Annotated in this window: 12 protein-coding genes and 1 pseudogene; 8 read left to right on the top strand and 5 right to left on the bottom strand. The window is 64.0% G+C overall.

The window, feature by feature from the left end; translation table 11 throughout:
* On the bottom strand, positions 1-846 hold the full coding sequence (locus F3H96_RS23745; protein WP_149804121.1) for a phosphoenolpyruvate hydrolase family protein: 846 nt from the start codon (positions 844-846) through the stop codon (positions 1-3).
* 12 nt (positions 847-858) lie between these two features.
* On the bottom strand, positions 859-2055 hold the full coding sequence (locus tag F3H96_RS23740) for a Tm-1-like ATP-binding domain-containing protein (RefSeq protein WP_149804120.1): 1197 nt from the start codon (positions 2053-2055) through the stop codon (positions 859-861).
* A gap of 100 nt (positions 2056-2155) precedes the next feature.
* Here F3H96_RS23740 and F3H96_RS23735 point away from each other — a divergent pair, with 100 nt between their 5' ends.
* The 7 genes from F3H96_RS23735 to F3H96_RS23705 all read left to right on the top strand — a co-directional run bounded on the left by F3H96_RS23735 (position 2156) and on the right by F3H96_RS23705 (position 8857).
* A complete protein-coding gene (locus tag F3H96_RS23735; protein ID WP_149804119.1) occupies positions 2156-2803 on the top strand; it encodes a TetR/AcrR family transcriptional regulator in 648 nt (215 codons plus the stop codon).
* A 399-nt stretch (positions 2804-3202) separates the two neighbouring features.
* A complete protein-coding gene (locus tag F3H96_RS23730) occupies positions 3203-4519 on the top strand; it encodes an extracellular solute-binding protein (protein WP_149804118.1) in 1317 nt (438 codons plus the stop codon).
* A gap of 66 nt (positions 4520-4585) precedes the next feature.
* The gene (locus tag F3H96_RS23725; RefSeq protein WP_149804117.1) at positions 4586-5491 is read left to right on the top strand and encodes a sugar ABC transporter permease; all 906 of its coding nucleotides are present in this window, start codon (positions 4586-4588) and stop codon (positions 5489-5491) included.
* A 3-nt stretch (positions 5492-5494) separates the two neighbouring features.
* Positions 5495-6451, top strand: coding sequence for a carbohydrate ABC transporter permease (locus F3H96_RS23720; protein ID WP_149804116.1), 957 nt, complete (start codon positions 5495-5497; stop codon positions 6449-6451).
* The gene (locus tag F3H96_RS23715) at positions 6448-6669 is read left to right on the top strand and encodes a hypothetical protein (protein WP_149804115.1); all 222 of its coding nucleotides are present in this window, start codon (positions 6448-6450) and stop codon (positions 6667-6669) included. The genes F3H96_RS23720 and F3H96_RS23715 overlap by 4 nt, the downstream gene beginning before the upstream one ends.
* The gene (locus tag F3H96_RS23710; protein WP_149804114.1) at positions 6666-7772 is read left to right on the top strand and encodes an ABC transporter ATP-binding protein; all 1107 of its coding nucleotides are present in this window, start codon (positions 6666-6668) and stop codon (positions 7770-7772) included. Before F3H96_RS23715 ends, F3H96_RS23710 begins: the two co-directional genes overlap by 4 nt.
* Positions 7772-8857 (top strand): ABC transporter ATP-binding protein, encoded by a 1086-nt coding sequence (locus F3H96_RS23705; protein ID WP_149804113.1) that lies wholly within the window; start codon positions 7772-7774, stop codon positions 8855-8857. Before F3H96_RS23710 ends, F3H96_RS23705 begins: the two co-directional genes overlap by 1 nt.
* Positions 8858-8896: 39 nt before the next feature.
* On the opposite strand, the gene F3H96_RS23700 is transcribed toward F3H96_RS23705, so the two are convergent.
* Both F3H96_RS23700 and F3H96_RS23695 read right to left on the bottom strand, forming a co-directional pair.
* Positions 8897-9328 carry a DUF4437 domain-containing protein gene (locus F3H96_RS23700; RefSeq protein ID WP_149804112.1) on the bottom strand — a complete coding sequence of 144 codons (432 nt, stop codon included), beginning with the start codon at positions 9326-9328 and terminating at the stop codon, positions 8897-8899.
* 100 nt (positions 9329-9428) lie between these two features.
* Positions 9429-10409, bottom strand: coding sequence for an AraC family transcriptional regulator (locus F3H96_RS23695; RefSeq protein WP_149804111.1), 981 nt, complete (start codon positions 10407-10409; stop codon positions 9429-9431).
* Positions 10410-10566: 157 nt separating this feature from the next.
* Between F3H96_RS23695 and F3H96_RS23690 the strand changes: the two are divergent.
* A pseudogene (locus tag F3H96_RS23690) lies at positions 10567-11783 on the top strand (MFS transporter).
* A 91-nt stretch (positions 11784-11874) separates the two neighbouring features.
* On the opposite strand, the gene F3H96_RS23685 reads toward F3H96_RS23690, so the two are convergent.
* Entirely contained in the window at positions 11875-12222 is a 348-nt protein-coding gene (locus F3H96_RS23685) for a GFA family protein (protein WP_149804110.1), read from the bottom strand.
* Between the last annotated feature and the right edge of the window lie 66 nt (positions 12223-12288).

Genomic DNA, 12288 nt, shown 5'->3' with positions numbered 1-12288 from the left:
TCATCCCTTCCTTTTCGTGACCGCGACCGCCTTGAAATCCGCCGTCTGCCTGGCGATCGCCGCTTCGGCCGGCAGCCGCTCCATCGAGCTTGCGCCATAGAAGCCGTGCAGGCCCTCACAGCGCTCCAGGATGTAGCGCGCATCGTCGGGCATCGAGATCGGCCCGCCGTGGCAAAGCAGGATAATGTCCTTGCTAACCGAACGCGCCGCGTCGGCAATGGCGTCGATCTCCTTGACGCAGGCATCGAGCGACTTCGCCGACGTGGCGCCGATCGAGCCGCCGGTCGTGACGCCCATGTGGGCGACGACGATGTCGGCGCCGGCTCGTGCCATGGCGCGCGCCTCGTCCGGGTTGAAAACGTAGGGCGTGCTCAAGAGGTCGAGCTTGTGTGCCTCGGCGATCATGTCGACCTCGAGGCCGAAGCCCATGCCTGTCTCCTCGAAACTCTGCCGCATGGTGCCGTCGAACAGGCCGACGGTCGGAAAGTTCTGCACGCCGGAAAAGCCCATCGTCTTCAGCTCGGCGAGCAGCAGCGGCATGATGACGAAGGGATCAGTGCCGTTGACGCCGGCAAGCACCGGCGTCTTCTTCACCACCGGCAGCACCTCATAGGCCATTTCCTTGACGATCTCGTTGGCGTTGCCATAGGCGAGCAGGCCCGCGGCCGAGCCGCGCCCAGCCATGCGGTAGCGGCCGGAATTATAGATGATGATCAAGTCGATGCCGCCGGCTTCCTCGGCTTTGGCCGACAGGCCGGTGCCGGCGCCGCCGCCGACGATCGGCACGCCATCGGCGATCATCTTGCGGAATTTTCCCAGGATTTCCTTGCGCGGGATGGCGGCCATGCTTGTCGTGTCTCACTTCCTGGCGATGTCGAGGAAAGCCTCGGCCGCGGCCTTGGCGAATGCAGGGTCGTTGATGTGCAGCGGCAGGCGCGTCACGGTGCGGTTCCCGGCCGGCTTGATCGTGCGTTCGATGGCTTCGAACAGCACTGCGTCGGCTTCCAGGTCGAAGAAGGCGCCGCCTTCGACATCCAGCGCTGAGACGCCCCTTTCCGGGATCAGGAAGCGGACCGGGCCATCGCATCGGGCGAGCCGCCCGCCGATCCATTCGCCGATCTGGCGGCATTCGTCGGCGGTGGTGCGCATCAGCGTGACATTGGGATTGTGCTCGTAGAAGAGACGGCCGCGATAGCGTTCGGGGATCGTGGGCGGCGCCCAGAAGTTGACCATGTCGAGCGCGCCGACCGAGCCGACGTAAGGCACCCTGGTACGGGCAATCGCGCCGAACCGGTCCTCCGTCGCCGGCAGCACGCCGCCGAACAGGAAGTCGCAGACCTCGGTCGTGGTGATGTCGAGGACGCCGGCAAGCAGGCCGGAATCGGCGAGCTTCTCCATCGAGCGGCCACCGGTGCCGGTGGCGTGGAAGACCATGCAGTCATAGTCGGCGCGCAACTGCTCGGCGATCGCCGTCACGCAAGGCGTGGTCACGCCGAACATGGTCAATCCGAGCGCCGGCTTGCCGGCGACGGCCGGGGCCGGCTTCGCCGCCATGCCGGCAATCGCCTGCGCGGCATTGTGCAACACGACGCGCGACAGCCGGTTGAGCCCAGCCATGTCGGTCACCGAGGGCATCATGACGATGTCGGAGACGTCGACATAAGGCGCGGTGTCACCGGAGGCCAGCGTCGAGACCATGATCTTCGGCAGGCCGAGCGGCAGCGCGCGCATGCCGGCGGTGACGATCGAGGTGCCGCCACCGCCGCCGATGCCGATCACGCCAGCGATGTCGTTGTGCGAGCGGATGAAATTGGCGAAGGCGGCGCCCATGCCGGCAACGGCGGCCCCGCGGTCATCGATGCCGAGCACGGCGCCGGCTCCCTTCGGATGATGCGCTGCCACCTCGCTTGCCGAGATATCGACCGGGACAGTCGCGCCGCGCGTGCCGATATCGACGCGAGCGACGGCGCCGCCGGCCTTGACGACGGCATCGGCCAGGAAGGCGAGTTCCTCACCTTTGGTGTCGGCGGTGCCGACCACATAGATGCGCTTCATCCGCGTTTCCCCGTCACCGACATGCCCGGCAATGCCGCCCGCCGTTTATTGCCTTGCATCGCACCATTGCAATTTTTTGAGACGCGCGTATCGTATTGATATGAATGTCTCACGTCAACCAGCCGCGACCGGTGAAGATGCCGAGCAGATGCCCGCCGCCGAGAGGGGGCCGCGTGCCCGCACCAAGCGGCTGATGCTGGACACGGCGACCAGGCTGATGCAGTCAGGCGTGACGCCTTCGGTCAGCGAGGTTGCCGAGGCCGCGGAGGTTTCGCGCGCCACTGCTTATCGCTATTTTCCGAGCCAGGCGGTGCTGGTGCAGGCGGTGGTCGATGAAGGGCTTGGTCCCATCCTGACCTGGAAATCGGCATCCGACGATCCGGAGCGGCGCGTGGCCGAGCTGTTCGCCACGGCGATGCCGCGCATCGAGGCGTTCGAGGCGACGTTCAAGGCGGCGCTCAAGCTTTCGCTTGAGCAGTGGGCGCGCCAGCAGGCAGGCACGCTTGGATCGGAACCGGCCTTCAAGCGCGGCCATCGTGTCGATCTGTTGAAGGATGCGATCGCGCCGCTCAAGGGGCAGCTCAAGCCGCGCCAGTTCAAGCGTCTTGCCCAGGCATTGTCGATGATGTTCGGCGTCGAGGTGTTGATCGTGCTGAAGGACATATGGGGACTGGACAGCCGTGAGATGATGTCCGTCGCGGAATGGGCGGCGGGCGCGCTGGTGCGCGCGGCGGTGGCGGAATCATGAACGAAAGCGAGCGGGCTTGAGCAGCAGCCGGGACGGCAATGATCCAATCTGGTTGGACCAGACTGAGGAGCCAGCTACCAATAGAGATTGTAGTGTATCAGGAGAAACAAGGGCCTTTCGTATCAAGGAGTAGGAAAAATAAGAGAAAACAGGTAGATACCGTTTCGAATGACTTGTTGAGCCATTCTTCGGCGTTCAAGAAAGAGCTTGACGGCCCTCTTGAATTGGTAATACCAGATCAGTACGCATAAAGCGGATCGGAAGTGAGGACAGCGATCCGTTTTTTCGGCCAGGGCGAGACCGCCCAAGGCCGGAAAGTGCCATTGCGGAGGAACTACCAGGGCCGACCATGCTGCCGGCTCGCATGACAAGGTAGAATGCGCACAAGGGAGGAAAACTATGCGCAAGATAGTGACCAGCGTGATCGCTGGTATCGGGCTGGCGCTTGCCTGCGGGACATCCGTCCGCGCGCAGGACAAGGAACTTACCATCTTCTGGGCGGAATGGGATCCGGCGAACTATCTGCAGGAACTCGTCAACGATTACACCGCCGAAACCGGTGTGAAGGTTACGGTGCAGACCACGCCGTGGCCGGACTTCCAGACCAAGGCTTTTACCGAATTCAACGCGCATGGTGATGCCTACGACATGGTGGTCGGTGACTCGCAGTGGCTGGGCGCCGGTTCGACGCAGGGCCACTATGTCGACCTGACCGACTTCTTCAACCAGCACAAGCTTGGCGATGTGATGGCGCCCGCGACCATCAAATATTATGCCGAGTATCCCGGCGGCTCCGGCAAATACTGGGCGATCCCCCTGGAAGGCGATGCGATCGGTTGGTCCTATCGCAAGGACTGGTTCGAGGACCCGAAGGAGAAGGAAGCCTTCAAGGCGAAGTACGGCTACGACCTCGACATCCCGAAGACCTATGCGCAGCTGCGCGACATCGCCGAGTTCTTCCATCGCCCGGACCAGAAGCGGTATGGCGTCGCCATCTATACCGACAATTCCTATGACGCGATGGCGATGGGTGTCGAAAGCGCCATCTTCAGCTATGGCGGCGATCTCGGCGACTACGCGACCTACAAGGTCGACGGCGTCATAAATTCGAAAGAGGCCGTTGCCGGCCTCGACATGTACAAGGAACTCTACAAGTTCACGCCTCCGGGCTGGGGCAAGACCTTCTTCGTGGAAGACAACCAGGCGATCACCGGCGGCCTCGCGGCGATGAGCATGAACTTCTTCGCCTTCTTCCCGCCGCTGGTGAACAAGGCCACCAACCCCTACGCCGACGTCACCGGCTTCTTCGCCAACCCGGCCGGCCCGGACGGCAAGCGCTTCGCCGCTCTCGGCGGACAGGGCATCTCCGTCGTCTCGTACTCGAAGAACAAGGACGAGGCGATGAAGTTCCTCGAATGGTTCATCAAGGACGAGACCCAGAAGAAGTGGGCCGATCTCGGCGGCTATACCTGCAGCCAGGCCGTCCTGAAGTCAGAGGCCTTCCAGAACGCCACGCCTTACAACAAGGCGTTCTACGACACGATGTTCATGGTCAAGGACTTCTGGGCAACGCCCGAATACGCCGAAGTTCTCGATCAGCTGAACCAGAACATCTATCCGTTCGTGGTCGGCGGAAAGGGCTCCGCCCAGGAAGCGCTCGACAAGACCGCCGCCGACTGGAAGGCGACGTTCACCAAGTACAACCGCTACAAGTAAGCATCGCAGCCAGAATGCCGGAGGAGGGTTTCCCCTCCGGCATTCCTGTTTTCAGGGAGACGTTCGTTGGCTTCGGTAGCCCTCACCAATCTTGACCCGGCCTCCAGGGCCGCCGCGCGCGGCTGGTCGGATCTGACCATCCGCAACATGTTCATCATCCCGACGCTGGTTTTCCTGATCGTTTTCAACATTTTCCCGCTGATCTATTCGCTCGGCTATTCCTTCACCAATTTCGCCGCGAACCGCACAGAGCCCTGGCAGTTCGTCGGCTTGCAGAACTATCGCGAGCTGCTCACCGACGACCACATCTGGTCCAACTTCGTCATCACGGCGAAATACGTCATCGTTTCGGTGGCCGGCCAAATGATCGTCGGCTTCGGTCTCGCGCTTCTGCTGAACCGCAGCTTTCCGATGAAGGGCCTGATCACCACGCTGTTGCTGCTGCCGATGATGATGTCGGCGGCGGTCGTCGGCCTGTTCTGGCAGTTGCTCTACAGCCCGTCCTGGGGACCGATCAACTATGTCTTCGGCCTGGGCGACTTCGCCTGGCTTTCCAATCCGGACAGCGCGCTCTACGCGGTCGCGATCACCGACATCTGGATGTGGTCGCCCTTCGTCATGCTGCTGTCGCTCGCGGGTCTCTCGGCCGTGCCGCAGCATCTTTACGAGGCGGCGGCCATCGACCGCGCCGGCTGGTGGTACACCTTCACCCGCATCACCTTGCCGCTGGTCTCGCCGATCCTTTTGATCGCGCTGATCTTTCGCACCATGGAAGCCTTCAAGACCTTCGACATCGCCTACACGATGACCACGCAGCCGACCGCCGAGCTGATCGCGATCCGGCTCTACAAGCAAGCCTTCCAGCAGTGGGACACCGGCAAGTCCTGCGCGCTGGCCTACATCGTGCTGATCATGGTTCTGGCCATCACCAACCTCTACGTGAAGTACCTCAACAAGGTGAAGGAGCGCTGACAGATGGCTGCCGTCCGCACTTCTTCCGAGGTCGCGCTCAACCGCGTCGCCATCGCCGCGGTGCTGGTGGCGACGCTGGTGTTCCTGGCGCCGATCTACTGGATCGCCTCCACGGCCTTCAAGCCGAAGGAACTGGCGGTCAGCGTACCGCCAACCGTGCTGTTCGAGCCGGAGGTAACGCCGTTCGTGCGGCTCTTCACAAAGCGCGTGCAGATGCAGAAGACCGTCGATCCGCAAGTCTACGACGCCGCGCCATGGTGGGAAAAGCGTATCTATGACGGCGGCGAGCGCGTGCTCAAGGTTGGCAAGGACGTGCAGCTTTCGCAATATCCCGACCGTTTCATGAACAGCCTGATCGTGGCGGTGATCAGCACAGTGCTTGCCGTCGGCATGGGCACCTTCACCGCTTACGGCTTCTCGCGGTTCAAGATCGCGGGGGAGGCGGACCTGCTCTTCTTCATCCTGTCGACGCGCATGCTGCCGCCGGTGGTGGTCGCGATCCCGATGTTCCTGATGTACCGGGCCGTCGGCCTCAACGACTCGCATATCGGCCTGATCATCCTCTATGTCGCCTTCAACCTGTCCTTCTCGGTCTGGCTGATGAAAGGCTTCATGGACGAGATCCCGAAGGAGTATGAGGAGGCGGCGCTCGTCGACGGCTACACCCGCATGCAGGCCTTCTTCAAGATCGTGCTGCCCGAGGCTGCGACCGGCATCGCCGCCACAGCCGTGTTCTGCTTCATCACGGCCTGGAACGAATATGCTTTCGCGCTGATCATGACCAACCGGCGCGCCCAGACGGCGCCGCCTTTCATCCCCAGCCAGATTGGGTCGGGCCTGCCGGACTGGACGACGATCGCCGCCGGCACCTTCCTGTTCCTTCTGCCGGTCGCGATCTTCACCTTCCTGCTGCGCAACCACCTGCTTCGCGGCGTGACGTTCGGAGCGATCCGCAAATGAGTTTTCGCACGGTCAACGAGAGGTACCTTTTGCCGGCATCGCAGATCCTCATGGTGCTGGGCATCGTCGCGCTCTGCCAGCCATGGAGCCTCAGCCTGCACTCCTATGGCGTGACGATCATCCTGGCCGGGCTGATCGGCTTCAACATCACGTCCAAGATTGCGCCGGAGCGCAGCGAGGAAACCGGCGCAGCGATGCATGAGGGAGCCCGGCAGTGACGCAGATCGAACTTCGCGGCATCGAGAAATTCTTCGGTGCCGTCCAGGTCATCCACAATTTGAACCTCGCCATCGCCGACAACGAGTTCATCGTGCTGCTTGGCCAATCCGGCTGCGGCAAGACGACGACGCTGCGCGCGATCGCGGGGCTGGAGACGATCGACAAGGGCGACATCCTGATCGACGGCAAGGCCGTGCAGCACCTCAAGGCCGCCGACCGCGACATCGCCATGGTGTTCCAGTCGTTCTCGCTCTATCCGCACATGACGGTGTTCGAAAACATCGCCTTTCCGTTGCGCGCCACGCGCATGAGCAGTGGCGAAGTCGACAAATCGGTGCGCGAGGTCGCACGGGTGCTGCGCATCACCGACCTGCTCGACAAGAGGCCGTCGGCGCTCTCGGGCGGTGACATGCAGCGTGTGGCGATCGGCCGTGCGCTGGTGCGGCGCCCGAAGGCGATGCTGATGGACGAGCCGATCGGCGCGCTCGACGCCAAGCTGCGCGAGGAAATGCGTGCCGAGATCAAGCGCCTGCATGTCAAGCAGGGCTCGACCACGATCTACGTCACGCACGACCAGATCGAGGCGATGAGCCTGGCCGACCGCATCGTCATCATGCATGAGGGATTCATCCAGCAGGTCGGCACGCCGGACGACGTCTATTCGCATCCGGCAAACCTGTTCGTGGCGCAGTTCGTCGGCAGTCCGGTGATGAACATCGCCGAGGCTCGCGTGGCGGACGAAGCCGGTGCCGCGCGTGTCGCCGTTGGCGGTGCCGCGACGGGGTTCGAGTTTCCGCGCGAACTTTTGTCCAAACTCAACGGCCACGCCGCCAATGACGGCCTGACACTCGGCATCCGTCCGGAGGGCGTGCTCGTCCGGCATGATGCCGCGCCCGGCTACATGCCGGTCGAGGCGCAGATCATCGAGCCGCTCGGGTCTTTCGATATTGTCGACCTCAAGGTCGGCTCCAAGATGCTGCGCGCCCGCACCAAGGCCGGTTACGTCTCGGGTCCCGGCGAGAAGGTCCACGCCCGCATCGACCCCGAGCAGGCGCATTTCTTCGACACGGCAAGCGGCAAGTCACTCGGAGTAAGGCTGTAATGGCCCATATCGAACTGAAAAATATCACCAAGAAGTTCGGCGGCCACACCGCGTTGACGGGCCTCAATCTCGACATCGCGGACGGCGAGTTCTTCGTGCTGCTTGGAGAGACCGGCGCCGGCAAGACGACGACGTTGCGGCTGATCGCCGGGCTCGACAAGCCGACCGAGGGCCAGGTCTTCATCGATGGCGTCGACGTCGCCGACTGGGGCGCTGCAGAACGCGACGTGGCATTGGTGCTGCAGCAGTATTCGCTGTACCCGCGCTACACGGTGCGGCAGAACCTCGAATTTCCGCTGAAGCCGAAGATCCGCCGGCTGCCGGATGCCGAGATCAAGGATCGCGTCGCGCGCGCCGCGCGCACGCTCAGGATCGAGCATCTGCTCGACCGCAAGACCGACCGGCTTTCCGGCGGCGAGATGCAGCGGGTCTCGATCGGCCGCGCGATCGTGCGCAAGCCGCGCGTGTTCCTGATGGACGAGCCACTGTCGGCGCTCGACGCCAAGCTGCGCGAGGCGCTGCGCACGGAACTGAAGAACCTGCAGATGCAGCTGGGTGCCACATTCCTGTTCGTCACCCACGACCAGATCGAGGCGATGTCGATGGGCGACAAGGTCGGCGTGCTCAACCATGGCCGCATTATCCAGACCGGCACGCCGCATGAGATCTACAACAATCCGCGCGACACCTATGTCGCCAGCTTCGTCGGCTCGCCGCCGATGAATCTCATCGACGGCAGACTGGTCAATGACCGCGCGGTGATGGCGCCGATCAATTTCGAACTGCCGCTTGCGGGGGGAGCCAGGACGAGTGGTGCGACCGACGGTCGTCCGCTCGTCTTCGGCATCCGTCCCGAGGATGTCTACCTGGAAAGCGGCGCGCCGATCGAGGCACAGGTCCACGACGTAGAGAACCATGGCGTCGAGAAGATCGTGACGCTCAGGGTCGGCGAGACGATGCTGCGGGCCACCGTGCCGGCAAGGACCGATGTGACGATCGAACAGCCGGTGCGCTTTGCCTGGAACCCCGACAAGGTGGTGCTGTTCGACAAGGGCAGCGGGATCAGCCTGCGGCACGCCGGCTGACGCTATCCAACTCCCGCGGCTCAGCCGAGCTTCGCTCGGTCACTTCGGCAGGTAGGTCTGGTAAGGCGTGTCGTTGATCAGAAGGATCACGCATTCGCTGTCCGACAGGCAGGCATCGTCATGCATTTCGTTGGCCTTCTGGGTCCAGTAGGAGCCTGGCGGCAGCTCGACCTTGGTGGCCTCGCCGCCTTGCATCTGCCAGTGCGCCCAGAGCCCCTTGATGACCACGGCGCGGTAGTCGGCGGTGTGCGCGTGGACGGGCGCGCGCCAGTTGCCCGGCACTTTCAGCAACGTGCCGGCCGGACCCTTTGCCCGCTCGCCCCATAGCGGGCCAAGGCGCTGCGGCTGGTCCGGCGCCTCGACGGCATAAGGGATCTTGTCGGCGGGAAGGTAGCTGTCTTCGAGCGCGAAAGCGCGTTGCGGCAGCGCGGCGAGCGCTGCTAGCAGGTACAATGCAAGGCGATTGGCCATTTTCGGATCCTCCACCGGGCCAGATTAAGTCGCCTCCGCGGATAAGGAATGACCTGCCGTCCGGAAAACTTGGCGTTTCCTCCAGACGGGAGCGAACGTCTCAGGCGGCGGCGGCGCCGTCCTCTTTGCCGGCCGTGTTGCGGAAATGGCTCGGCGCCACGCCCATCACCCGCTTGAAGGCACGGCTGAAGGAGGCCTCCGAATCGTAGCCCAGCCTTGATGCCGCCACCGAAACCCTCATGCCGTCGCGCATAAGCCATTGCCGCGCCTGGTGCATGCGCACGCGCAGCACGTACTTAGCCGGCGTCTCGCCGACGACGCTGGCGAAGCGCTGCGCAAAGGCGGAGCGCGAGGCGCCCATCATGCTGGCCAGCGCCTCGACCGTCCAGTCGTGCTCCGGCTGCAGGTGAATGGCGGCGAGCACCTTGCCGACATCGGGATTGCGAACTGCGGCGATCCATCCGGTGGCGTCGCCGCAGCCATTTTCCACCCAGGAGCGGATGATGGTGGCGGCTAGCACGTCGGCCAGGCGCGCGAGAATGCCGCCGGAGCCGACTCGGTCCATCGTCACCTCGCCGGCCATGGCATCGAGCAAATGCTGGATGCCGGGCGCGTTCGCCATCAGCTTATGCGCTTGCATCAGGTCGGGCATCATCTCCAGCAGCGGATGCGAGCCGTCGAGGTTGAAATGCATGCTGCCGCAAAACAGCAAGGTCTTGCACCCGTCGCAGCCATTGGAGACGTCGTAGATGTTTTCGCACACCGGCTCGATGGTGTAGCGGCCGATCGGCACGGCAGGCACGCCGGGTGCGCTCGCCAGCACATGCTCGGCCCCGCGCGGGATCAGCAGCGCATCGCCCACCGAGAGCTCGATCCATTCCTTGGCGGGGGAGAACAGCCAGCAGCCCTGCTGACCGATGAAATGGAACCGCGCCGCCTTCTGGGCGGGAAACGACACCGCCCAGGGGGCGCCCAGCACGCAGCGACCGTAGTCGACACCATCGAGCCGCAGCCCGCGCAACATGTCGGTTAGCGGATCGCCTGACGTCTGAAGAACGGTTTTGGACGAATTGTAATTCATTTCGGCGTTTTTAGCATGGAAACTCCAGCCAGTTACTCCCTATGTTGCGCTGCAGCCAAATGTTGCGCCGCAACCAAATCGGACTGACCAAGCCGGCCGACCTGTAACGGGGGCCCAAACTGGCCAGCGGCGCCGCAGACAGATCGGAGATTTTGCCATGACCGAACCGGCCTCGGGCGTCGTCGATGCCGCCGTTCTCGACAGAACCGAACCTGAGGAACGAACAGAGCCGGCATGGGGCGCGGTGGTCTCTCTGGCGCTTGGCGTTTTCGGCTTGGTGACCGCCGAATTCCTGCCTGCCAGCCTGTTGACGCGACTGGCGCAGGATCTTGGCGTCAGTGAAGGCGCCGCCGGCCAGGCGGTGACGGCGACGGCCGTCGTCGGGGCAATTGCCGCGCCGACCATGGCGATCGTCACCAAGCGGCTCGACCGCCGGCTGGTCATGTGGCTTCTCTCCGTCCTGCTGATCGTCTCCAACCTGCTTGCCGCCTTCGCGTCCTCGCTCGCCATGTTGCTTCTCGCCCGCGTTGTGCTAGGCGTCGCGCTCGGCGGCTTCTGGTCGATGTCGGCCGCCATGGCGATGCGGCTGGTGCCGATGCGGCTGATGCCGCGCGCCATGTCGATCATCCTGACCGGCGTCTCGGTCGCCACCGTGACGGCGGCTCCGGTCGGCGCCTATGTCGGCGACATCTGGGGCTGGCGCACCGCCTTCATGATCGCCGCGATCGTCGGCGGGCTGGCGCTTCTGACCCAGCTCGCCACCCTGCCCAGCCTGCCGCCGACGCCGTGGCGAGCTTCCGTACCCTGGCCGAGGTGCTGAAGCGGCCGATGATCCGCATCGCGCTGCTCGTCGTGCTGCTGGTCGCGTCCGGACAGTTTGCCGGCTTCACCTATGTGCGGCCGTTCCTGGAGACGGTGCCGGTGATGCCGATCGAGACGATCTCGCTGGTGCTGCTCGCCTACGGCATTGGCGGCTTCTTCGGCAATTTCGCCGGCGCCTTCCTGGCCGAGCGCAACCTGAAGATGGCCGTCGGCCTGGCGCCGCTGCTGATCGCCCTGTCGGCGGCGGCGCTGCTGGTGTTCGGCGCCTCACCGATAACGGCGGCGATCGCCGTCACCGCTTGGGGCTTTGCCTTCGGCGCCGTGCCGGTCGGCCTGCAGACCTGGCTGGTGCGCGCCGCGCCAGACCAGGCCGAGAGCGCCGGCGGCCTGATGGTCGCCACCTTCCAGGTGGCGATCGCTCTGGGCGCCATCGTCGGCGGCCTCCTGGTCGATCATGCCGGTGTCGCCACCGCCTTCGCCTATGGCGGCGTGGCGACGTTGCTCGCAGCGCTGGTGGCCTTCCTGAGGGGACCCGAGCAAGCCGCCGAGTAGTCCCCGCTCGCACTCTCAAGCATCGGCCCGGCGGCTCTCAGGAGCGCCGGGCCGATGTCGTGATGGCTCACGCGACCGGCTGCACGCAGCTTCAGGCCGAGCGGCCGTCGAACTCGAACACTTCGACGGCGGTGAGGTCGACGTCGTCGAGGCAGTTGACGTTGATATAGGCCGTCCGCTCACCGCTTTGGCTGACATCCTCGGCGAACGGATGGATGCCGCAGGTGCGGCAGAAGCGGTGCGCGATCACGCCCTTGCCGAAAATGTAGCGGCCGAGATCATCGCCCCAGGCGACCAGCCGCATGCTTGGATGCGGCACGGCCCACAACAGCGCACCCTTGCGCTGGCAGATCGAACAGTTGCAGCGCACGGCGCCGCCCAGTTCGCCTTCGACCTCGAACGCCACCTTGCCGCAATGGCAACTGCCTTTGTACAGCATCAGCATCTTCCTCCCACTGGCAGGTGCAAAGGCGCGCTTGCCGGGTTATCCCTTCCGCCAGCCGAT

The organism is Mesorhizobium sp. NFR06 (assembly GCF_900115245.1).
Taxonomy (GTDB): Bacteria; Pseudomonadota; Alphaproteobacteria; order Rhizobiales; family Rhizobiaceae; genus Mesorhizobium.
Note: the sequence above shows the minus strand (reverse complement) of the source record. Positions and strands in the feature narration are given on the sequence as shown.

Bases quoted from the DNA above. Each gene is read 5' to 3' on its own strand.
- F3H96_RS23695 (WP_149804111.1), bottom strand. From the start codon at position 10,409: ATGAATTACAATTCGTCCAAAACCGTTCTTCAGACGTCAGGCGATCCG.
- F3H96_RS23740 (WP_149804120.1), bottom strand. From the start codon at position 2,055: ATGAAGCGCATCTATGTGGTCGGCACCGCCGACACCAAAGGTGAGGAA.
- F3H96_RS23715 (WP_149804115.1), top strand. From the start codon at position 6,448: ATGAGTTTTCGCACGGTCAACGAGAGGTACCTTTTGCCGGCATCGCAG.
- F3H96_RS23705 (WP_149804113.1), top strand. From the start codon at position 7,772: ATGGCCCATATCGAACTGAAAAATATCACCAAGAAGTTCGGCGGCCAC.
- F3H96_RS23700 (WP_149804112.1), bottom strand. From the start codon at position 9,328: ATGGCCAATCGCCTTGCATTGTACCTGCTAGCAGCGCTCGCCGCGCTG.
- F3H96_RS23720 (WP_149804116.1), top strand. From the start codon at position 5,495: ATGGCTGCCGTCCGCACTTCTTCCGAGGTCGCGCTCAACCGCGTCGCC.
- F3H96_RS23745 (WP_149804121.1), bottom strand. From the start codon at position 846: ATGGCCGCCATCCCGCGCAAGGAAATCCTGGGAAAATTCCGCAAGATG.
- F3H96_RS23730 (WP_149804118.1), top strand. From the start codon at position 3,203: ATGCGCAAGATAGTGACCAGCGTGATCGCTGGTATCGGGCTGGCGCTT.
- F3H96_RS23735 (WP_149804119.1), top strand. From the start codon at position 2,156: ATGAATGTCTCACGTCAACCAGCCGCGACCGGTGAAGATGCCGAGCAG.
- F3H96_RS23685 (WP_149804110.1), bottom strand. From the start codon at position 12,222: ATGCTGTACAAAGGCAGTTGCCATTGCGGCAAGGTGGCGTTCGAGGTC.